This is a genomic window from Paenibacillus shirakamiensis (assembly GCF_017874255.1).
Lineage (GTDB): Bacteria > Bacillota > Bacilli > Paenibacillales > Paenibacillaceae > Fontibacillus > Fontibacillus shirakamiensis.
Window position 1 is genome coordinate 250,898 of the sequence record NZ_JAGGLD010000001.1, and the last position, 22,528, is coordinate 273,425.

Below are 22,528 nucleotides of genomic sequence, written 5' to 3' on the forward strand. Positions count from 1 at the left end.
ATGCAGAACTGGTTCGCACATCATCCTTGGATTGCTTATATTTTCATTTTTGTACTCGTGACTTATGTGTACAACAAAGTGTTCCGGGCTCAGCAAAAGTTACCACTATGGAAAGAATTGATTTTATACGTATTGATGGCGATGGGCTCGTTCCTGCTATTGATCTTCCAAATTGATAAGCTTCCGATTATACAGTGTTTACTTGTAGCTGTAGGGCTTATGCTGATGGTGCGAATCCGTTACTTTGTGGAGGCCCGTCAGAAGAAGAAACGTGAAGTTCCACCTGTTAATCAGGGATAGACTGTCACAGAAAAAGGTGTTCGATTCATGAGTTCTAAATCCAGCGGTAATCTTCCTCCTAGAGAGAGCGGCCTACAGAGATCTTCAGGCCGTTCTCCAGGGAAGAAGAAAAAGCCTAGCAGCGGCAAGCGTTTTCTGAAATTATTTATAATCATTTTAGTGATTGCTGGACTTGCGTTAGGTCTTTACTTTGCAAATTTATGGCTTACAGCAGATAAGGTAATTAAGGAGACGGGTATCTCCAAACCGGTTCCTCAAGAAAATTCCGCTCAAGTCAAACCGTTGTCTATGCTCTTATTAGGCACAGATTACCGGCCTGAGACAGGAACTCACCTTACCGATGTAATGATGGTCATTGCATTCAATCCAAAGACAAAATCGGCAACAATTGTATCACTTCCACGGGATACTAGGTTCAAAGCTAAAGGGTACGGGACAAATAAGATTAACTCGTTATATCCGAGTATATTAGCTGAGACGAAGGACACTGTGAAAGCTGGGGATACGATGAAGCAGCTTATTGGCGATTACTTTGATCTGAAGATTGATTATGCTACAGTGCTGAATTTCCAGGGTTTCCGGGACGTGGTAGACGCATTAAATGGTGTAAATGTTAATGTGGATATGGACATGTGTTATCGGGACACAGCAGATGGAACAGATATTAATCTGAAAAAGGGAGCGCAGCTTCTTCCGGGGAAAGAAGCCCTAGATTATGTACGCTACCGTAAATCCAACTGTCATCCAAAAACCAAAGGTTCAGATGATTTTGATCGTAACCGTAGACAAAATGAAGTGCTACATGCCTTGTTAGATCAGGCAAAATCCTTCAATGGAATCATGGGAGCGACCGGAGTCATTCAAGCTGTTGGTAAAAATATGGATACCGATCTGGAATCCGAACAAATGAAGAATATGATTAGTACCTACTGGAATATTTCCAAAGAAAATGTACAGTTCATGCCAGTCACAGGGGAATGGAAGAGTCCATATGTATATATTAATGATGATGAACTAACCAAAGCGAAGCAAGCATTGCAAGATGAATTGTCTGGCAAAGGTGCCACAGCTGCCAACAATTGATGGCAAGTTTTGAGTCATGCTATAATATAAATATATAGATCCATTCCACTTGTACTGGAGGACTGACCAGATGCCAGATGTCATTGCTCAATTGTCCAACCTAACGAGATTTAGATCTGGTCATGCATGGAGGTTGATTCTCTGTTTCATTCCCCATGTACAAATATCCATTACCCTTATGTCTTATGGACAAGGGCTTAACATGAACACAAGCAGAAAGCCTAGTGAGATCATCTCACTAGGCTTTCTGTGTTTTATTCTGGTCTAACGGTGTCCATTGTTTGCAGAATCATCCATGTTGCTTGGTAGTTTGTTGCTCTTTTCATGAGTTTGTTGCTGCTGTTTGAGCTGTTTCGTATTTTCGCTTTTAGTGTTTTGGGCAGGTCGCTCTACTGGATTCACATCTCTAGGGAGCTGTGGAATAATTCTTCCAACAATATCCGAAAGTTCGTTGCCAAATCCAGAGATCGGGTGCCCCTCTCGAATACTTTTTCCGATTTCAGACAGACGCGTCGAAAGTCCTATATCTGCTGTAACAATGGCATTTACCCCACGAGGATCTTTTCTGAGCGCTTCTGCTACCGAATATTTAATGGTTCCCACACGGGAACGGTCAAGGTTAGCATCCACGTCTAATCCTACTACAGCTGTTTTTCCAAACACTACACAATGTGCATTGTTTACACCGGGTACCTGTTTAACTAGAGTCTCTAAATGAGTCTGGAGGGGAACTTGTTGGGTTTGAGATGATCCTTGCAACGTCTGACCCGTTCCTCCCGATTGTTCACTGCTCATACGGGCATTGTAGTTCTGTTGACTCTGTGGAGAGGGTGATGCCTGTTTGGCTGCTGAACCGCAGCCTGTAAGCAGTAATGCCGTTAATAGAAAACACAGCCAAGTTCGCATAAGGTTTCGTCCTTTCTAAGTTCTCTGATGTGCCTTAATATCGTTTAGACTTGCCCGGGCAGGAGAAAAATATGTATGTGATCATTCGGCTGCAAAGAGCGCGGTGGAGGGGAAATCGATGAGAAAAATATTTGTACTAGACACGAACGTGTTGCTGCATGACCCCAATGCGATTTTTGCTTTTGAAGAACATGAGGTAGTCATCCCTGCAGTAGTCTTAGAAGAGATGGATTCTAAGAAGCGAAATCCTGAAGAGATTGGACGCAATGCAAGAGTGGTGTCACGATTACTCGATGGACTCAGAGAGAAAGGACATCTTCATAGTGGAGTTCAGCTTGATCATGGTGGTAGTCTGAAAGTGGAACTCAATCATCGTAGCTTTGTAAAAGTACAAGAGATGTTTGGCGAAATTACAAATGATAATCGGATTTTAGCTGTTGCACTGAATTATCATATAGAGGAGCAGCAACAAAGCAATCCAAGAGCTGTTGTGCTTGTCAGTAAAGATGTGCTGGTTCGTATTAAAGCTGATGTGGTTGGCTTGACAACACAGGACTATTTAACGGATCGTACTGCGGGACCCGGAGACTTATATGCAGGCTATTCCAATATAAAAGTACATCCTTCAGTCATCGATGAATTTTATACTTATCGCACGCTCGCCATCAAACCGCTATCCCTTCCCTATACCCTGTATCCGCATGAATTTGTTATTTTAAAGGATGAGATGGGAAGCGGGAAATCTGCTCTTCTGAAGGTTAACGAAGAAGCTTCGCGGCTAGAGCCGCTTTATATGAGCAATGAACCCGTATGGGGCATTGCAGCTCGAAATGCACAGCAAAGGATGGCCCTAGAACTATTGTTAAATGATGATATTCCTTTGGTAACCATTACAGGTAAAGCGGGTACGGGGAAGACATTATTAGCTTTAGCGGCAGGCCTACTCAAAACCGAGGATGAACACAAGTATAAGAAGCTGCTTATTGCAAGGCCTGTCGTTCCAATGGGGAAAGATATTGGCTACCTTCCAGGCGAGAAAGAAGAGAAACTTCGTCCATGGATGCAGCCTATTTATGATAACTTAGAGTATTTATTTGATACTAAGAAGTCAGGCGATATTGATAAAATATTGATGGGGCTCGGTAGCATTCAGGTTGAAGCACTGACTTATATTCGGGGCCGATCTATCCCAGGTCAGTTCATTATTATCGACGAAGCTCAAAATCTATCCAGTCATGAAGTGAAGACGATCGTGTCAAGAGTAGGAGAAGGAAGCAAAATTATACTGATGGGCGATCCTGAACAAATTGATCATCCCTATCTCGATTCTTCCAGCAATGGGTTAACTTACCTGGTTGAAAGATTTCAAAAAGAAGGCATAAGCGGACATATTACGCTGGAAAAGGGAGAGCGATCCAAACTGGCGCAAATTGCGGCAGATCTGCTATAAAGTTTATTTCAAAAGATCGTTACTTTCGGGAAATTTCAATCCGAGAGGTAACGGTCTTTTATTTAAAATAAGTTCTTGCTACTGTTATAATACAGTGGATGTAGATCCTACCATTTTTTAAGTAAATAGGGACAAGGACACAGATTATTTGCTACAATACTAGGTGAGTGTAGAACTAGGCACGAGAGGAAGAGCGGCTGTGAAGCGAAAAAACCAGTGGGTCCTTTTTGCTATTCTGCTATTGGCCTTAATAAGCTTATCCCCGGGAGAGGATTCAGCACTAATACAGCCAGAGGATCAAGGGGATACTAGTTTTGTGTCACAGCCGAAGCAAAAAATGGAAGAAGAGACAGGTCCAATAAAAGTAGCTGTATCTCTCTCTCCTGAAGAGTTTGAACGATTGAAAGAGACGAATAATACATTCATGAAAGAACATCACATACAAGTTGACCTAATGAATATTCCAGTAGAACAAGCTTATACAACTTTTAAGAATCGCCTAGCATTGGGAGATTCGCCTGATGTTTTGTTGCTAGATAATAGCTGGATTCGAGAGTTCGCATCGAAAGGATTTCTTTTACCATCTGAAAGTTATTATTCAGGGCAGGTAGGCATGGATGCCATCGGTTCCACGCTAGGGCAGAACGAATGGAATGGTTACACGTGGGGAATTCCCAAAGATTTGAACCCCTATACGCTAGTCTATAATTCCAAGGTTCTCGATTCTTTAGGCTTGAAGACGATGCCTCATAATACAATGGAATGGTCTGCGTTACTTTCGAAACTTAAAACAAACAAGACTGTACCGTATATGTTAGGGATGGATCCCGCTGATCCTTACGCTTTCATTTCTCTCTTCTGGAGACTAGGGAATATGAATGCGAATAAGGACACAGATATGTTTGCCCTGTCTGCTGAAGCAAGACAAGCTTTGGTGCAAATACAAGATATGAAATTCTACAATAAATCATTAGGGGACGAAGATCGGGAAAGTCAGCTTCTAGCTAAATTAGCTCAGCGAGAGATGCTATTTGCTATAGTGCCAAGATCAACGATCATTTCTAATCCATCTAGAGAACTGATCATAGAACTTCCGGAAGGAGGACATCTGTTATGGTTTGAAGGACGCAGCTATTCGGTTGCGGCACAGACCCCTTACGCTAAGACAGCGAATAACTGGATTACAGCGATAACTAGTCCATCCATACAACTACAGGCTTTTACAGAAGAAGGACGCTTACCTACACTAAAAACGCTATATACGAACGCAGATGTAGCTAACTTAAGAGAATGGGGCGCTAACTTTCAAATTGTGACCAAGACGGCCTATCTGCCGGTTCATGAAAATGTACATTCATGGTTGGAGCAGTTAAGTGGGCTTGTCTCACCATTCCTAGAAAGGCAGACTACGCTCAAAGAAATGATGGCCACGTTAGAACTATTTTCCCAGGGGATTCAAAAGCCATTTCCCAGCAAACCATAATGGATCTACAAAGATAATTTTAGATGAATGAGCAGTATTCCTTTTTGAAGAGTCACATCGGTGGCTTCTACTAAAGGGATTATTTTTTTGGGATAGAAGCCTAGATCAAAATCTTCTTCCAATTCTCTGCAAGTTGTATCTGGCAATACCATCCCATTAAAGACTAATTGATCAACGTGAAACACAATGGAGTTCTCAGGTTGATTTTCCACAGTATAATGGCCCTCCACTCTAATATTCAGAGAATCACGAGTTCCTTCAGCTATGATCTTCCCCTCTGTAAAAGTAAACGCAAACTGATTGAAAATTTCATCTTTAGAACGCAAGAATTGATTGAGATCTTCCTGTTTGATGGCAATTGTATACGTGCCGCCTGAAGCCGAAATGCTTTGACCGTTATTTTTTAGAAATTCAGGCAAATCTACCATCGCAGCGGCTAATGCTTTGAAGTGTCGACGCACCTCATAGAGGCCGATGTTCTCCCAATAAGCATTCATTTCCTGAATGAATAGTCTCATTTTTTCTGGATCTCCACTATTCTCAACAGAAGCATCCACTTTCTTGTGCAAAGCTTCAACGCGGTTGCGTTGTTGAACTAAGCGATTTTTGAGCTCTAAAAGTTCTGAGGAACTCTGTTGTTGTTTGCTTTGCGCCTTCTTTAATGCGCGATAGGCACTCTGATGGCGGGTCAAAATTTCTTGGTCTTGTCCAAAAATAAGATCGATATAATCTAAGATTGAAATAAAATCTCTTAAATTATTCGCCGTAAATAATGTACCGATTAACTCTTCTCTCTCCCCCATATAGTAAGCACGTACACGTTGATCCGTGATGGCTTGGGTTGAATTCAATGTGCGCTGGATCCTCAGCATTTCTTGTTGGATCTGCTGGAGCTCCGTCTCCGATCGAGCTTGTTGATCTGATATTTTTCCTATTTCTCGATCTAGCTCTACGATGGAGAGACTTTGTTCTAGAATTTGCTGGGTTTCAGCGGATAAGGGCTCAGCTAACACGGGATAAGGAAATAAGATAACACCGTATACGAGTGTAGAGAGCATAAGACCAATCAATGCACGGCGAAACAATATAATCCTCTCCTTCAGTCCATGGGAATATTTTAAATATATATGTCAATACTACGTATAATAGGCTGAAATAGTTGTTGCTAAAAATAAAAGACGATCCGGCATGAGCCGAATCGCCTTTCTTCGTACATAGTGTTTCGCTTTGATTTTCTAGAGAGGAAGACCCATCTTGAAAACCGTCCAATAGCTGAATCCGGTAAAAGTAACTATCATGTATCCCCAGAATAAGAGGATATAAGTTCTCTCCGTAAATTTCAGGTAGCCGAAAAGGACGAAAAAGGCGGTCTGCATGAAGAATAACAGAGCCATTTCAGTTAAATTCCCGGCAAAAGCCATCAATCCGATAGCTAGTGTGAAGAAACCAAGGACACGGAACATGCGTGCCATGATGTAATCCCCCCCTCGTATGTAAGCGACCTCATATTTTAAGTTAATTATAACCAAATTATTCAGGTGTGTAAACGAAAAGTGAATATTTAATAACAATTATGAATTCATTTTCGGAGGTATGACAAGCTAGATTTTTGGAAATACATTTTAGTATCAAATAGATTCTATGAACTCTACGAGAGGCATAGAAATGGAGTATGCAGTTTTTTACCTTATTCACCTGCCGGGAATCGCCGGTTTATGAAGACGGTTATACTAGGATGTCGTTAGGAGGGTTTGTATCGCATGACAGCAGTAAGACAGGATGCATGGAGTGCCGAAGATGATTTAATACTAGCTGAGGTTACATTGCGCCATATTCGAGAGGGCAGTACGCAACTAACTGCCTTTGAAGAAGTGGGGGATCGAATTTCGAGAACGTCAGCTGCTTGTGGATTTCGGTGGAATAGTTGTGTTCGCAAAAAATATGAGGCCGCCATTCAGATTGCCAAAGCCCAACGTCAGAAACGCAATTATTTGAAAAAACAAAGTCCTTTAATGGGAACAACAGCCGTTGCTTCTTTAGCATCAGTAGATTTGGAAGAAAGCTTTTACAAGAGTGAAGGCGTATCTGAAGAGACCATCTCCATCGATGCCGTTATTCGGTTTCTTAAGCAATGGAAGAACAGCTATCAGGATAGTAGTAGACATGTGAGATCTTTGGAAAAGAAGATTCGTGACAAAGAGGAAGAGTTATCTATCTTGCGTGACGAGAACAGACGACTATCTTTACATGTCAATGAGGTCCAAACCGATTATAGAGTAGTTAATGATGATTATAAGGCGCTCATTCAGATTATGGATCGAGCTCGGCGATTAGCGTTTTTAAATGAAGAGGAAGACGAGCAAAAATCAAGGTTTAAAATGGACGCCAATGGGAATTTGGAACGTATTGAATAACTTTAGCGCTACGAATGAATACAAAACTCCGCCAAGCTGGTGGAGTTTTTGTGTTTTTTAATCAAATGTTTGTTATAAACTACTATAGAGACGGTATGAAATGGAGTGAAAGACATGAAATTTGAAGTTATAGGTGCAGGTGCAATTGGCTTATTGTTTGGCGGAGAGCTTGCATACAGTGGGCATGAAGTGCACTTTTGGACTAGAACCAAAGAGCAGGCGGATTATTTACATACCCATGGCTTAGAGATAGAGATAGATTCAACAATAGACAGACATTATATCGAAGGCCTCTCTGCTTCATCCACATCTGAAGTAAAGGTGAATAGTCCTCTCACATATCCCGACTGGATGATTGTAGCTCTAAAACAAAGGCATTTAAATGATGCCATCATTCAACATATGCAAAAGCGAATAGGTCCTACAACAAAAATAATATGTTTACTAAATGGGGTAGGGCATATGGAACGTCTTGGAATCGCTTTTCCAGAGAGTATGCTTATCGCTGCAATCACTACCGAAGGCTCCAAACGATTGGGTGCGACAAGCATCAAAAGATCCAAGCCAGGCTACACTCGCTTAGGGGTTCCTAAGCAACCTTTTAATCATAGTCAGGGCGAGTTAAGAAGCGTACCACAATCCATTGAAATTTTAGCTGAAGCTTTAACATTGGCAGGAATTCCCTCGATTTCGTCGAATGACATCGATAAGGAAATTTATCGTAAACTGTTGATTAATGCTGCAATTAACCCGCTCACGGCGATTTGGAGGGTTCCCAACGGAGAATTACTAGGCAATGACCAAAGAAGAGAGGTTCTGACTTCGCTGATTCAAGAAATCTTAACCATCTATGATTGCAACGGTCTTTACTATGAAGAATCGATGATTGATCTCGTCTTTCAAGTATGTAAGGATACGCAGAACAATACGTCCTCGATGTTGAAAGATATATTAGCTGGAGAGCCTACAGAAATTGATCAAATTGTTGGGCATTTACTGAGCATGGCCGATTCTGTTCATGTAGAAGTTCCGTTGCTCCGCGACATCTACAGACTTGTAGCCGCAATATAGAATCACTGATTTCATTCTATTATGAACTGGAGGCGAGCGGATTTGAATATGTTGTTTGCTCCAATTATTGCGTTCAGTATTGCACCGATTGTGCCGTTCATTCTGGTGTATTTCATCCATTATTTCTGGAAAGGTGGACGTAAGCAATCTATAATGCTCGCCATGGATGTTACCACTTTTTTTCTGATTCTTTCTGTAGCGGCTTTGTTTAACCACATTTTTAACTCTACGTTCGGTATTTATTTGATCCTACTTATCTTACTTATTATTGGTGGATTCATTGGGGGGGCTCAAAATCGCCTGAAAGGTAGATTAGATCCCAAAAGATTAATAAGAGCAGTATGGCGGCTGGCTTTCTTAGGTACAGTAATTATGTATATTTTGTTTATTTTTATAGGGATTTTCCCATACATATTAAGTGTATAAGTGCGACATACTTAAATTATGAAGCGAATCCAACTCTTGGATATAGACTCGAAAAGAACAGTCTAAAGTATCAGAAAAGGGGTCAGGTCAATAGGCGGGATAGCACAGTTTTGTTAAAATATTACTATATTTTTGTAAACGACTATCTATTTTTAGAAAAAAAATATTGATTTTTTGACCGCTGGTTGTATAATCAGAAAGCATATACCAATTTTATAGGGGGATACTTGTAGATGAAAAAGAGATCCATAGTTCTTTTGACACTGATTCTTGCTCTTAGCACAATCCTTGCGGCTTGTGGCGACAAGAAAGAAGCAGGCAGCACTGAAGGCACGGCAACAACTAAACTTGCAGCAGACCAAACGTTCCACATTAATTTGGCCTCCGAGCCTCCAACGCTTGATCCTGCACAATCACAGGACAACGTATCTAGTTCCATTATCAGAACTTTGTTTGAGGGTCTTACGAACAAAGATAAAGATGGTAATATCACTCCAGGTGTTGCAGAGAAATGGGAACCAAGTGCAGACGGTAAAGAATACACATTCACATTGCGTTCTGATGCAAAATGGAGCAATGGTGACCCTGTAACAGCTAAAGACTTTGAATATGCTTGGAAACGTGTTCTTGATCCTAAGACTCAACCAGCTCCACCTTATGCATACCAATTGTATTACATCAAAAATGCTCAAGCTTACAATGAAGGTAAAGCTAAAGTTGAAGATGTTGGCGTAAAAGCAGTTGACGATAAAACGTTAAAAGTATCGCTTGAAAACGCTACACCTTATTGGCTTGGTCTGACTTCCTTTACAACATATTACCCAGTTAACGAAAAAGTTGTAGCGAATGCTAAATGGGCTACTTCTCCAGATAGCCTTGTTGGCAATGGTCCTTTCAAACTTTCCACTTGGACAACAGGACAAACACTTGAAGTATCCAAGAACGACAAGTACTGGGATAACAAAAACATCACACTTACAAAAATTACTGCTTCCATCGTAGATTCCGCTGCAACGGAAGTTAGCAGCTATAAGAGTGGACAACTTGATCTTGCTGGACAACCTATTGGTGAAATTCCTACAGATCAAATCGCATCTTTGAAATCTGAAATTCCTAACGAACTTACGATCAAAGGGATTGCTTCTACGTATTACTATTTGTTTAATGTAACTGAAAAGCCTTTCAACAATTTGAAGATTCGTCAAGCTTTCACGAAAGCTATCAACCGTCAAGCATTAATTGACAATGTTACTTTAGGTAACCAAATTCCAGCTTTCGGTCTAGTACCTCCAGGAATCAAAGGCATTAAAGATGAATTCCGTAAAGAAAATCCAGATAGTGCTTATGGTAAAGAAGATGCAAATGAAGCAAAAGCACTTCTTGCTGAAGGTTTGAAAGAAGAAGGATTAGACAAACTTCCTAAAATCACTTTGATTTACAATACAAATGACAACCACAAAAAGGCTGCTCTAGCTATTGGCGATATGTGGAAACAAACTCTAGGTGCTGAAGTAACTGTTCAAAACCAAGAGTGGGGAGTATTCTTGCAAAACCGTAGAAACTTGAACTATCAAGTGGCTCGTGCAGGATTTGGCGCAGACTATAACGATCCAATGACGTTCATCGATCTGTTCACTTCCACAAGTGGTAATAACGATACGGGCTTCAAAAATGCTGAGTATGACAAGCTTGTAAAAGAAGCTTACTCTAACAGCGACAACAACGTTCGTAACGAGGCTATGAAAAAAGCTGAAGATCTCTTGATCAAACAAAATCAAGTTATCCTTCCAATTTACTACTACACAAACATCCAATTGGTTAAACCATATGTTAAAGATGTAGTTATTGATTATGGTGGCCAATTGGACGTAACGCATGTTAAATTGCTTGAGCATTAATAGTAATCTTCTGCTAGTCTAGTCAGGTGATTGCTTCGGGATATATATGTGGATGTCCTCATATATATCCCGATTTTTTGTTTACAAAGGTAACTTCCATATCTTGTATAGTTTGGATTGGATTAAGCTTAGACAAGCCTCTTAGGGTTTGAGTACAATTGTAGAGAAGAATTTTGAAGAGTTAGGGGTGAATGCTCATGGTAAGATATGTGGCCAGCAAGTTTTTTTACATGCTTGTATCGTTGTTCATTTTGATTTCAGCTACATTTTTCTTGATGAAAGCCATACCGGGAAATCCGTTTATGTCTGAAAAAGCAGTCCCTCCTCAAATCAGAGAACGTCTGATGGAACAGTACGGACTGAATAAGCCCGTTATTGAACAATATGGACAATATCTGAAAAATATTGCTCAAGGTAATTTCGGAATCTCCATGAAAATGCAAAATAAAGAGGTTACCGAACTGATCACGGATACTTTTGGTGCATCGCTGAAATTAGGTCTAATCGCCATTGTGGTCTCCGTAATTGTTGGTGTACTACTGGGTCTTGTGGCTGCGCTATATCACAGGAAACTCATTGATAACATTGCCATGGTTCTTGCGGTACTAGGTATTGCTGTACCCAGCTTTGTTATAGCTGCCATGCTTCAATTTGTATTTGCACAAAAGGCTGGCTGGTTCCACGTGTCCGGATTTAGTGGTCCTTTAGATTACGTCCTGCCTGTGGTCGCCCTTTCCGCGCAACCGATTGCGTTCATTGCTAGGCTCACGCGTTCTAGTATGCTAGAAGTTTTGCATGCGGATTATATTAAAACAGCTAGAGCAAAAGGTCTGAACTGGTTTACGATTCTTTTCCGCCACGTTGTTCGAAACGGTATTCTTCCTGTAGTTACGTATCTCGGACCAATGACAGCAAACATTATTACAGGGTCCGTCGTCATTGAACAGATTTTTGGTATTGGTGGACTAGGTAAAGTGTTTGTTACCAGTATCAGCAACCGGGATTACACCTTAATTATGGGCGTAACTATTTTCTACGGTATCATCCTTATGTTGGCTCGTTTCTTAACAGATATCGCTTATGTATTTGTAGATCCTCGGATCAAGCTGAATAATGGAAAGGAGGGGTAGACAGTGGCACTGCACAACGAATTGATACCACAAGCGGATGCGGCTCAACTGTCTCCGGAAGACTTCCGAAAGATTGGTGCGAACGAGAAACAATCGGAAGTGATTCAACGTGAAAGCCTCTCGGCTTGGAGAGATTCTTGGGAACGTTTGCTTCAAAACAAACTAGCGGTTACAGCAATGATTGTCATGTTAATTATTATTATCATGTCTATCATTGGACCTATGATTTCTAATTTTGATTACCAAACCAATGATTTGATGAATACGAATAAAGCCCCTAACTCCGTGCACTGGTTCGGAACTGACGATTTGGGCCGAGATATGTTCGTTAGAACATGGATGGGTGCTAGAATCTCTTTGACTGTAGGTTTAGCAGCAGCGTTAATCGATTTAATGATTGGTGTAATTTACGGTGGGATTATGGGTTACTTCGGTGGCCGAGTAGATGAAATTATGAACAAGTTTGCTGAAATTCTATATTCTGTTCCTTATTTGCTAGTAACCATCCTATTGTTGGTTGTATTTGAACCCAGCATGGGAACGATTATTTTGGCATTGACGATTACAGGCTGGATTAACATGTCTTGGATTGTTCGAGGCGAGATTATTCAGCTGAAAAATAGAGAATACGTTCTAGCTTCACGCTCGATGGGTGCCGGCTCTGGCCGATTGTTGTTCCGTCATTTACTTCCAAATGCGATGGGACCGATTATTGTAACTTTGACCTTATCTGTACCTAATGCCATTTTCTCTGAAGCTTTCTTGAGTTATTTGGGCCTAGGTGTACAAGAGCCTATCGCTTCACTTGGTTCGATGATTAATGCTTCCATGTCCGCTTGGAATTTGTACCCTTGGCGCATGTTGTTCCCAGCGATTTTGATCAGCTTAACCATGCTTGCATTCAACATATTCGGTGACGGTCTACGCGATGCACTGGATCCAAAATTGAAAAAATAGGAGGTGAAGCCGTATGGAACCCATTTTGGAAGTTAAAGATTTGCATGTGTCTTTCTCTGTTCGTGGAGGTGAAGTCAAAGCCGTTCGGGGTGTGAACTTTACTGTTGGTAGAGGCGAGACCATTGCAATCGTTGGGGAATCGGGAAGTGGTAAAAGTGTGACGGCTCAGACGATCATGCGACTGATCCCTTCGCCTCCCTCTATGATTAAGCAAGGTGAGATCATCTTCAATGGACAAAATCTCTTAGCTAAATCTAATAAAGATATGGAAGCGGTACGGGGAAAAGATATCGGGATGATCTTTCAAGATCCGATGACTTCTTTGAATCCTACGATTAAAGTAGGAAAACAGATTACCGAAGGTTTGATCAAGCATCAAAACTTGTCTGCTGCTGATGCCAAAAAACGTGGCGTCGAAATGCTAAAACTTGTTGGAATCAAAAATGCAGAAGCCCGCTTTAATCAGTATCCCCATGAATTCTCAGGTGGTATGCGCCAACGGGTTATGATTGCGATAGCTTTGTCTTGTCAGCCTGCGCTCCTCATTGCTGATGAGCCTACAACAGCGCTTGACGTTACGATTCAAGCACAAATTATCAGCGTTATGAAAGATATGCAGCAACGCTTCGGCACATCAATCATCATGATTACGCATGATCTTGGAGTTGTAGCAGGTATGGCAGATCGTGTGATGGTTATGTATGCAGGTGAAGTAGTTGAGACAGGTACAAGCATGGAGATTTTTAAAAATCCCCAACATCCTTATACACGCGGTTTGCTCAGATCTCTGCCAAGAATCGATCAACGTAAAGATGAGCCTCTGGTTCCGATTATCGGTACACCGCCGGACCTTATCAAGCCTCCAATCGGATGTCCTTTTGCGGCTCGCTGTGATCATGCCATGAGTGTATGTGAGAAGATTGATCCTGCAGCGACCCATTTAAGTGACACGCATATGTCTCGTTGCTGGTTGCTGCATCCGATGGCACAGGAGGTTACAACATCATGAGTCAACCTTTAATCGAAGTTGAAGGGCTGAAAAAGTATTTTAATCTCGGCCGTGGTAATATTCTTAAAGCTGTGAACGGTATCGATTTCTCCATTAATGAAGGAGAGACGCTCGGTGTTGTTGGTGAGTCAGGTTGTGGTAAATCTACTGCGGGTCGTACGATTCTTAGATTATATGAACCTACCGCAGGTAGTGTGCGATTTAACGGTACGGATATTTACAAGCTCTCTCCAAGTAAAATGAAGGCGATGCGCCGTGATATGCAGATGATCTTCCAAGATCCTTATGCTTCACTTAATCCTCGGTTTACTGTTACCGATATTATCGGCGAAGCGCTGGATATTCATAACATGGCTGGAAGTCGTAAAGAACGGAAAAAGCGTGTAGAAGAATTGCTAGATTTGGTTGGACTGAATCCAGACCATGCTACTCGCTATCCGCATGAATTCTCTGGTGGTCAACGTCAGCGGATTGGTATCGCCCGTGCACTTGCGGTGAATCCGAAGTTCATTATCTGTGATGAGCCGATTTCCGCATTAGATGTATCTATCCAGGCGCAGGTTGTTAACTTGCTTCAAGATCTTCAGAAGCGTCTAGGACTCACGTATTTGTTCATTGCGCATGATCTTTCGATGGTGAAGCATATTAGTGACCGTGTTGCAGTAATGTACATGGGCCGAGTAGTGGAACTAGCACCTAGTGAAGAACTATATGCCAATCCACTTCATGCTTATACTAAGACATTGTTATCTGCTATTCCTGTTCCAGACCCTGAAATTGAGGCGAATAAAAAGCACATCTTACTAAATGACGAAGCGGCAGGGCCGATTCATTCAAAGGATGGCGCACCTTCGCAAGATCTATTTAATCTGGATAACTCGCAACTGGTGGAAGTTTCTAAAGGCCACTGGGTTGCTATGTAATGATATAACAAGCCGCCGGATTTCTCGGCGGCTTTGTTTTCTTTTGACGTAAATGCTGTACTTGAGTACAATCAAAAAGAGGTTCATTTAGTAAAGACAGGGAGGGTAACGCATCATGAATTTGATCTCTGAGCCACTGGCTTCCCAGCAGCCACTGGCAGAAGCGCTGATATCGGATTTCGATGCGGTGCGTCATTTATATACAGGTAGTGCGCTTGAAACAGAAAGCTGGACAGCGCGGGCCCAATGGCTGCATGAACACGAAGATCAGCGGATTAATCGTAAGGCTCTTGTGGAGAAGCTTCGATTGTATAATCAGCAGCATAATCCAGCGAGCGAAGTGGAAGATGCTCTAGACCTATTAGAACGAAAGGAGACGCTCGTCATCTCGGGAGGACAGCAATCCGGCCTTTTTACTGGCCCTTTGCTTGTAATTTACAAGGCAATGACGATCATTCAAGCAGCAAGACAAGCGAGTCATGAATTGAGCATACCCGTTGTTCCAATTTTTTGGATTGCAGGTGAGGATCATGACTGGGAAGAAGTAAATCATGCTTATTTTCTTGATTCAGCGTTGGATGTTGAACGAATTCGAATTGTAAAAGATCAATTAAACAAAAATTCTGTGGGATACACATCCGTTGAGAAAAGTGAATGGAGATCAGCTCTTCAACAATTAGCTGATCTTTTACCGGACTCTGAGCATAAACAAGGTCTGTTGCATCAACTTGAGGATGCGGTGGCCAAGTCCGCTACGTTAACAGATTGTTTTGCCAAACTGATGGGTCTGTGGTTCGGAAAGTATGGATTAATTCTTCTGGATTCGTCTGATCCAGAGCTTCGCCAATTGGAGTCTGAAGTATTTGAACAAATTATTATCAAGAATGATGAGTTAGAAGTGGCTTATAAAAAGTCGGCTGCTCAGCTTCAAGAACAAGGCATAGATCCACAAGCTGACGTCGCAGAGGATGCGGCAAATCTGTTTTACATATATGAAGGTCAGCGATTGCTTCTCTTTAAGAAAGAGGGACGATTTGAAGATCGCAAAGGGATTATTTCACTAAGCAAAGAAGAGTTAATTGAAGAATCCCAGCTGCATCCTGAGCGCTTCAGTAACAATGTGCTCACCCGGCCTCTCATGCAAGATATGTTACTTCCCGTATTAGGAACTGTTCTTGGAGATGGAGAAATTGCTTACTGGGCTCTTACGGGTCAGGCTTTTCATGTAATGGGGCTTCAGATGCCCCTTCTTCTGCCAAGAATGTCGTTTACCATTATGGAGCCTAAAGTTCAGCGTCATATGAAGCAGTACGGCTTCTCATTCGTAGAAGCTAGGCAACATTTCAAGGAACTACGTCAGACTTGGCTTACTTCGCAGGAGCCTGTACCGATCGATACGCGCTTTGCCGAATTAAAAGGGGACATAGAGCAACTATATACTCCACTAATTCAGGAACTGGGTTCTATGGAAAAGGGTTTAAGCCGTATTGGAGATGCAAATTTGCATCGGATTTTACAGCAGGTTGATTATCTGCGCGACAAATCAGCTCAAGCTATGGAACACAAACATGAAGCCGTTCTTCGCCAGTGGGATCGTGTCCAGCAGTCTCTGTTCCCGCAAGATTCACTGCAAGAACGTGTGTATAATGTGTTCACTTATCTCAACAGATATGGTCCGAATTGGATTGATAGTATGATGGAATTGCCTTATTTAACTGCGATTGAACATCGGATTATTGAAGCTTAGAATATGGAGAATCACTAAGGAGGAACCGTATCCACTATGACAACAAAAGCCATTCAAGAGAGTATGATCACCAATCTATCTCTTGCATCTGAAGGCCACCTTAAGATCGATTGGGTGGAGGCTCATATGCCTGTACTGAATAAAATTCGCAAGCAATTTGAAGTAGAGCAACCTTTTAAGGGGCTAAAAGTATCCATTTGTCTACATTTAGAGGCGAAGACGGCTTATCTAGCGAAGGTTGTGCAAGCTGGTGGTGCAGAGGTTACGATTACGGGGAGCAACCCCCTCTCTACGCAAGATGATGTGTGTGCGGCGCTTGTTGAAGATGGCATTACGGTTTTTGCTAAATATAATCCAGAACCCGATGAATTCAAGGCACTGATTATTCGTGCCCTTGAGTCTAAACCGGATCTAATCATTGATGATGGAAGTGATTTCGCCTCTATCCTTCATGCTGAAAGACCCGATCTAGCCGTTAACATTCGCGGAGGGGCAGAGGAGACAACCACGGGAATTATTCGTCTCAAAGCACTTCATAAAGAAGGTATTCTTAAGTTTCCTATGGTTGCTGTCAACGATGCTTATTGCAAATATCTGTTCGATAATCGTTACGGTACGGGACAATCAGCTTGGGATGGCATCATACGCACGACGAACTTAGTTGTGTCTGGCAAGACGGTAGTCGTGGTAGGATACGGTTGGGTAGGTAAAGGAGTCGCCATGCGTGCAAAGGGACTTGGAGCGAATGTAGTCGTTACAGAAGTAGACGCGATTCGTGCCGTCGAAGCACATATGGATGGGTTCGGAGTGCTGCCCATGATCGAAGCGGCTAAAGTTGGGGATTTCTTTATCACAGTGACGGGGAATCACTCGGTTATCCGGGGTGAACATTATGATGTGATCAAAGATGGAGCTATTCTGTCTAATGCAGGTCATTTTGACGTGGAAGTGAACAAACCGGAACTCGCTGAACGTGCAGTATCCGTACGCACAGTACGCCGTAATATTGAAGAATATAAATTTGAAGATGGACGTAAAGTCTATCTCATTGCAGAAGGAAGACTAGTGAATCTTGCAGCGGCGGATGGACATCCTGCTGAGATTATGGATACGACCTTTGCGCTTCAGGCGTTATCTCTAAAATATGTGAATGAACATTATGAATCTATTGGACGGGCTGTTGTTAACGTCCCTTATGAGCTAGATGAGCAAGTTGCACGGTACAAGCTTGATGGTCTAGGTATCCATATTGATACATTATCCGAGTCGCAAAAGAAATATTTAGATAGCTGGCAATAATCATGTAATCTATGAAGTCCTCTTTCTCTTAAGGAGAAGGAGGGCTTTTTTGTATTATTCCCTTTATTTACTATAAAAAAATTCTGCTTGCTAAGCAGGAAATCTTAGCGATATAGCGAATAAGTATAACTCATAGTGGTGAAAAGTGGTGTAAAGTGGTGGGAAGCGGATAGACAAGGGGTGAGCGACACGATGTTTATGGGGGAATTCCAACATAGCATTGATGATAAGGGTCGGATGATTATCCCGGCTAAATTTCGCGAACTTTTAGGGTCTTCTTTTGTCGTTACCCGTGGCTTAGACCAATGCCTTTTTGTATACCCTGAAGAAGAATGGGGTTTACTTGAGCAAAAGTTGAAGACACTGCCACTTATGAAATCCGATGCCCGTGCATTTAGCCGGTTTTTTTTCTCCGGAGCGACTGAATGTGAATGGGATAAGCAGGGAAGGGTAAATTTACCCGCAAATCTTAAGAAATATGCCAAGCTTGAGAAGGAATGTGTCGTTCTTGGTGTATCCAATCGCGTTGAAATTTGGAGTCGCGAGCTATGGGAACAATATTTCCAGCAATCAGAAGATGCATTTAATGAGATCGCGGAGAAGCTGGTTGACCTTAATTTTGAATTTTAATGTAGAAGAACAACATTTGAACATGAAAGTCTGGAGGGCTGCAGCTTGTTTCATCACATCACGGTACTCAAGGAAGAGGCGACAGAGGGGCTGCGTATTAAGCCGGATGGCATTTATGTAGATTGCACCCTAGGGGGAGGCGGGCATAGCTCCGTGATTTTGTCCAAGCTTGGGGAACAAGGAAGATTAATTGCCTTTGACCAAGATGAATGGGCTCATGAGAATGCTAAGCTTACCCTTACTGGTTACGAAGGACGTCTAACGTTAGTGAAAAGTAACTTTAGACATCTAGAAGAAGAGCTGAGAAAGATTGAAGGGATTCCTATGAAAGATGGAATTCCTCAAGTTGATGGTATTTTATACGATTTAGGAGTCTCTTCTCCCCAGTTCGATGAAGGAGAGAGAGGGTTTAGTTACAATTCAGATGCTCCTTTGGACATGCGTATGGATCAATCCGCTGAATTAACAGCCAAAGAAATCGTGAATGAATGGCCTGAAAAAGAAATTGCACGAGTCCTTTTCCATTATGGGGATGAGAAATTCTCTCGCCGAATTGCGAAAGTAATTATCGACCAGAGAGCGGAAGCTCCCATTGAGACTACGGGTCAGCTTGTTGAACTGATTAAGCAAGGGATTCCCGCAGCGGCAAGAAGAACAGGCGGTCACCCAGCTAAGCGTAGTTTTCAAGCGTTACGGATTGCAGTCAACGATGAGCTTGGTGCTTTTGAAGATGGACTTCATCAAGCTGTAAAATGCACGGCACAAGGGGGCCGCATTTCAGTCATCACGTTCCACTCCTTAGAGGATCGGATTTGCAAACATATTTTTGCAAGTTATCTGGAGAAATGTACATGTCCTCCTGATTTTCCTATGTGTGTGTGTGGAGGCGTTGGAACGTTAAAGTTGATTAACCGTAAACCGCTAGTTCCTTCGGAAGAGGAGTTGGCTCAGAATCTTCGGGCGCGCTCAGCCAAATTGCGCGTAGCGGAGAAATTGTAAAGATTAGCGGAGGCATTGTGATATGGCATATACAAGGGGTAACCTGGCTGTTAAAGAGAAACCATCTGAGCGCAGTTATGCTGCGCCGCGATACAAAGAAACCACCAAAGTCGTCACCAAAAGAGCAGCTCTACCTGTAGGTGAGAAGTTGCTATATATGTTGACCGTGATGATTGTTGTAGCGATCGCTGGGATGCTGATTTGGCAAAATGCTTCGTTATATCAAGTGAAATATAAGATTGTACAGACAGATAACAACATTGCAGATCTAAAGCAGTCGATGTCTGTGCTCTCGAATAAGCAACAACAGCTTGAGAAAGCCGCTATGGATAAATTAATAAGTTCAGGTGAACTAAAAGTAGCAGATGAGAAAAATCCGATCTATGCACAAAGACAGGTAGTACCTGTACCTACATCCGATGTGGCTGAAGGGACAAAGACTTCACTTAAATAATCCTTCCGTACAAAAAAGGTAGGGGAACTATGAATAAAAGAATAAAAATGCGTACGTTACTTATAGGGGGCATAATCACCCTCTTTTTTATTGTTATTATGGGTAAAGTTTTTTGGATTCAAGTCATAGATAGTTCATTTTGGCGTACTTATGCTACTGAGAATATATGGTCCCGCAAAGAAGAACTCCCTGCTTCCAGAGGCAAAATTATGGATCGCAATGGCGATGTTCTAGCAGATAATGCACCGGCCTATAATGTAATTCTAAATCCTAAGGCCATCAATGACTCTAAGTTGCAAGATCAGGTAGTAGAGGGTCTTCATAAGATTTTAGGAAAACCAGCAAATGAACTTTTAACCCTTGTCAATGCGAAGCAGCCGAAAAATGGAAAGTTTTATTCCTATCGTGAAGTTCGTAGTGAGGGATGGATGATTGACCAAGATACAAAAACACAAGTGGATCAATTAATTGTACAGATCAAAGCTGATTACAAACAAAAAACGAAAAAAAAATTGGTAGATGCAGGCATATCATTTAAGACCACAGAAAAACGTTCTTATCCTAAGACTACTATGGCTGCGCATGTTCTTGGTTATATCAACCGCCAGGGTGACCCCGTATATGGTGTGGAGAGCTCTTTCAACAAAGTTCTAGCGGGTGCGGATGGGTTCATCAGTTACCAAAGCGACAAACAAGGGGTCAAGATTCCGAAGACAAAAGAAGTCTACCAAGCCCCTAAAGACGGCAGTGATATCAAGCTGACCATTGATGATACCATCCAGTTCTTTACGGAGACGGCTATGAAAAAAGCGTTTGATCGACTGAAACCGATCAGTATGACGGTTATAGCAGCAGATCCGAAGACAATGGAAATTTTAGGGATGGCGAATATGCCTACGTATGACCCTAATAAGTTCTATGCGAATGTAGATCCTAAAAATTTCATCAATCATGCTCTCAGCTCGACGTATGAGCCAGGGTCGACTTTTAAGATCGTGACGTTGGCAGGTGTGGTGCAAGAAGGATTATTTAACCCTAATGCTACTTATCAATCCGGAAGTATTCATATACCAGGATACAAGACCCCTTTGTATGATGTGAAGCGTGATGGATGGGGAACATTAACCTATTTGCAAGGCGTGAAGCATTCAAGTAATGTAGCCTTTGTCAAAATGGGTTTTGAAATGTTGGGCAAGGAACGACTCCTTCAATATATTCATAATTTTGGTTTTGGCGTGAAGACGGGCATTGATCTTCCTCTAGAGAATAAAGGGATCATTAACCCGCAGCGGGATATTGAGTACGCCACGACTACGTTCGGTCACGGCATTACCGTTACACCGATTCAGCAGGTTGCTGCGGTCGCTGCCGTAGCTAACGGGGGGATGCTTCTGAAACCCCAAATCGTAAAGAGTACAATAGATCCTACTACGGGTAAAGTTACTCCTGTGGAGCAAAGTCCTGGGCGGCGAGTGTTAGATTCGGCCAAGGCCAAAGAAGTAAGTAGTTATCTAGAACAAGTCGTATCTGATGCGAAGATTGGTACAGGACACAAAGCGTATATTGAAGGCTACCGTGTTGCAGGTAAGACGGGAACTGCCGTCAAACCCAAGACGAATGGGGAAGCGGGTTATGATTATAGTAAGCAAGTTATTTCTTTTATCGGGTATGCTCCTGTAGAGGACCCTAAGATTTTAGTATTGGTTGTCATTGACCAACCTGCATCGGATCTAGTTAGTGGTGGACGTGATGCTGCCCCGGTATTCAAAGAAATTGTGGAACAATCTTTGCAATATATGCAAGTGAAGAAGACGAACGTTAAGGAAAGTCAACAACAGCAAAAAGAAGCGGCTACGGCTCCGAATCTCAAGGGTAATCTCTTAAAAGAAGCAAAGTCCGATTTGGATAAAAGAGAAGTAGAATATGTTGTTCTAGGCAAAGGTGGTAAAATTATAGGGCAATATCCTGACGCCGGAACGGTTCTTACCTCAGCTCAGAGGATGTATCTATTGACCGAGGATAGCAAAACTATGGAGATGCCAGACTTTACTGGGCAATCTCTCAGGGATGTTACACAGATCCTGACCTTCTTAAATGTAGAGGTAGCAGCTTCGGGTGAAGGCTATGTTACCAGTCAAAAGGTAGCTATGGTGGATGGCAAACGACGAGTGACCCTGCAGTTAAAGCCACCCGAACCTTCAACCATACCTACAAAGACATCATCATCTACTAGTGATAAGGATGAGAATCCTTAGATTATTATCTTCATAAGCTTGTTCTATCCCCTGTTTGTCCTGAATATTCATGATAACAACTATGTCATGGAGTGATGGCGGACAGGAGGATGGT

21 protein-coding genes are annotated in these 22,528 nt (G+C 42.1%); 18 read left to right on the forward strand and 3 right to left on the reverse strand.

Annotation, left to right across the window (positions count from 1 at the left end; genetic code table 11):
• Together J2Z69_RS01070 and J2Z69_RS01075 are read left to right on the forward strand one after the other, a co-directional pair.
• Window positions 1-300 carry a YlaH-like family protein gene (locus J2Z69_RS01070; RefSeq protein ID WP_209858407.1) on the forward strand — a complete coding sequence of 100 codons (300 nt, stop codon included), beginning with the start codon at window positions 1-3 and terminating at the stop codon, window positions 298-300.
• Window positions 301-327: 27 nt separating this feature from the next.
• Window positions 328-1,383, forward strand: a complete 1,056-nt coding sequence (locus tag J2Z69_RS01075; RefSeq protein ID WP_209858408.1) for an LCP family protein — start codon at window positions 328-330, stop codon at window positions 1,381-1,383.
• 264 nt (window positions 1,384-1,647) lie between these two features.
• Here J2Z69_RS01075 and J2Z69_RS01080 read toward each other — a convergent pair whose 3' ends face one another.
• Window positions 1,648-2,289: a YhcN/YlaJ family sporulation lipoprotein gene (locus J2Z69_RS01080; protein WP_209858409.1), complete on the reverse strand. Its 642-nt coding sequence runs from the start codon at window positions 2,287-2,289 to the stop codon at window positions 1,648-1,650.
• Between the two features lie 118 nt (window positions 2,290-2,407).
• On the opposite strand from J2Z69_RS01080, the gene J2Z69_RS01085 reads away from it, so the two are divergent.
• On the forward strand, window positions 2,408-3,739 hold the full coding sequence (locus tag J2Z69_RS01085; RefSeq protein WP_209858410.1) for a PhoH family protein: 1,332 nt from the start codon (window positions 2,408-2,410) through the stop codon (window positions 3,737-3,739).
• A gap of 163 nt (window positions 3,740-3,902) precedes the next feature.
• The gene (locus tag J2Z69_RS01090; RefSeq protein ID WP_209858411.1) at window positions 3,903-5,222 is read left to right on the forward strand and encodes an extracellular solute-binding protein; all 1,320 of its coding nucleotides are present in this window, start codon (window positions 3,903-3,905) and stop codon (window positions 5,220-5,222) included.
• Window positions 5,223-5,227: 5 nt separating this feature from the next.
• Here J2Z69_RS01090 and J2Z69_RS01095 read toward each other — a convergent pair whose 3' ends face one another.
• Window positions 5,228-6,307 carry a coiled-coil domain-containing protein gene (locus J2Z69_RS01095; RefSeq protein WP_209858412.1) on the reverse strand — a complete coding sequence of 360 codons (1,080 nt, stop codon included), beginning with the start codon at window positions 6,305-6,307 and terminating at the stop codon, window positions 5,228-5,230.
• A 150-nt stretch (window positions 6,308-6,457) separates the two neighbouring features.
• Window positions 6,458-6,694 (reverse strand): DUF2626 family protein, encoded by a 237-nt coding sequence (locus tag J2Z69_RS01100; RefSeq protein WP_209858413.1) that lies wholly within the window; start codon window positions 6,692-6,694, stop codon window positions 6,458-6,460.
• Window positions 6,695-6,982: 288 nt separating this feature from the next.
• On the opposite strand from J2Z69_RS01100, the gene J2Z69_RS01105 reads away from it, so the two are divergent.
• The 14 genes from J2Z69_RS01105 to J2Z69_RS01170 all read left to right on the forward strand — a co-directional run bounded on the left by J2Z69_RS01105 (window position 6,983) and on the right by J2Z69_RS01170 (window position 22,434).
• A complete protein-coding gene (locus J2Z69_RS01105; protein WP_209858415.1) occupies window positions 6,983-7,636 on the forward strand; it encodes an RsfA family transcriptional regulator in 654 nt (217 codons plus the stop codon).
• Window positions 7,637-7,750: 114 nt separating this feature from the next.
• Complete coding sequence (locus J2Z69_RS01110) at window positions 7,751-8,707, forward strand: ketopantoate reductase family protein (RefSeq protein ID WP_209858417.1); 957 nt, start codon at window positions 7,751-7,753, stop codon at window positions 8,705-8,707.
• Window positions 8,708-8,755: 48 nt separating this feature from the next.
• The gene (locus J2Z69_RS01115; RefSeq protein WP_209860411.1) at window positions 8,756-9,133 is read left to right on the forward strand and encodes a DUF3397 domain-containing protein; all 378 of its coding nucleotides are present in this window, start codon (window positions 8,756-8,758) and stop codon (window positions 9,131-9,133) included.
• Window positions 9,134-9,366: 233 nt separating this feature from the next.
• Complete coding sequence (locus J2Z69_RS01120) at window positions 9,367-11,031, forward strand: peptide ABC transporter substrate-binding protein (protein WP_209858418.1); 1,665 nt, start codon at window positions 9,367-9,369, stop codon at window positions 11,029-11,031.
• A gap of 197 nt (window positions 11,032-11,228) precedes the next feature.
• On the forward strand, window positions 11,229-12,161 hold the full coding sequence (locus tag J2Z69_RS01125; protein WP_209858420.1) for an ABC transporter permease: 933 nt from the start codon (window positions 11,229-11,231) through the stop codon (window positions 12,159-12,161).
• A 9-nt stretch (window positions 12,162-12,170) separates the two neighbouring features.
• On the forward strand, window positions 12,171-13,118 hold the full coding sequence (locus J2Z69_RS01130; protein ID WP_281069372.1) for an ABC transporter permease: 948 nt from the start codon (window positions 12,171-12,173) through the stop codon (window positions 13,116-13,118).
• Window positions 13,119-13,131: 13 nt separating this feature from the next.
• The gene (locus J2Z69_RS01135; protein ID WP_209858422.1) at window positions 13,132-14,127 is read left to right on the forward strand and encodes an ABC transporter ATP-binding protein; all 996 of its coding nucleotides are present in this window, start codon (window positions 13,132-13,134) and stop codon (window positions 14,125-14,127) included.
• On the forward strand, window positions 14,124-15,050 hold the full coding sequence (locus J2Z69_RS01140; RefSeq protein WP_209858424.1) for an ABC transporter ATP-binding protein: 927 nt from the start codon (window positions 14,124-14,126) through the stop codon (window positions 15,048-15,050). The genes J2Z69_RS01135 and J2Z69_RS01140 overlap by 4 nt, the downstream gene beginning before the upstream one ends.
• Window positions 15,051-15,165: 115 nt before the next feature.
• Window positions 15,166-16,797: a bacillithiol biosynthesis cysteine-adding enzyme BshC gene (gene bshC / locus J2Z69_RS01145; protein ID WP_209858427.1), complete on the forward strand. Its 1,632-nt coding sequence runs from the start codon at window positions 15,166-15,168 to the stop codon at window positions 16,795-16,797.
• Between the two features lie 36 nt (window positions 16,798-16,833).
• Window positions 16,834-18,096, forward strand: a complete 1,263-nt coding sequence (locus J2Z69_RS01150) for an adenosylhomocysteinase (RefSeq protein WP_209858429.1) — start codon at window positions 16,834-16,836, stop codon at window positions 18,094-18,096.
• Between the two features lie 192 nt (window positions 18,097-18,288).
• Window positions 18,289-18,726, forward strand: coding sequence for a division/cell wall cluster transcriptional repressor MraZ (gene mraZ / locus J2Z69_RS01155; RefSeq protein WP_209860415.1), 438 nt, complete (start codon window positions 18,289-18,291; stop codon window positions 18,724-18,726).
• 45 nt (window positions 18,727-18,771) lie between these two features.
• Window positions 18,772-19,725 carry a 16S rRNA (cytosine(1402)-N(4))-methyltransferase RsmH gene (gene rsmH / locus J2Z69_RS01160; RefSeq protein WP_209858430.1) on the forward strand — a complete coding sequence of 318 codons (954 nt, stop codon included), beginning with the start codon at window positions 18,772-18,774 and terminating at the stop codon, window positions 19,723-19,725.
• Between the two features lie 22 nt (window positions 19,726-19,747).
• Window positions 19,748-20,179 (forward strand): hypothetical protein, encoded by a 432-nt coding sequence (locus tag J2Z69_RS01165; RefSeq protein WP_209858432.1) that lies wholly within the window; start codon window positions 19,748-19,750, stop codon window positions 20,177-20,179.
• 29 nt (window positions 20,180-20,208) lie between these two features.
• Window positions 20,209-22,434: a penicillin-binding transpeptidase domain-containing protein gene (locus tag J2Z69_RS01170; RefSeq protein WP_209858434.1), complete on the forward strand. Its 2,226-nt coding sequence runs from the start codon at window positions 20,209-20,211 to the stop codon at window positions 22,432-22,434.
• The last annotated feature ends 94 nt before the right edge of the window (window positions 22,435-22,528 follow it).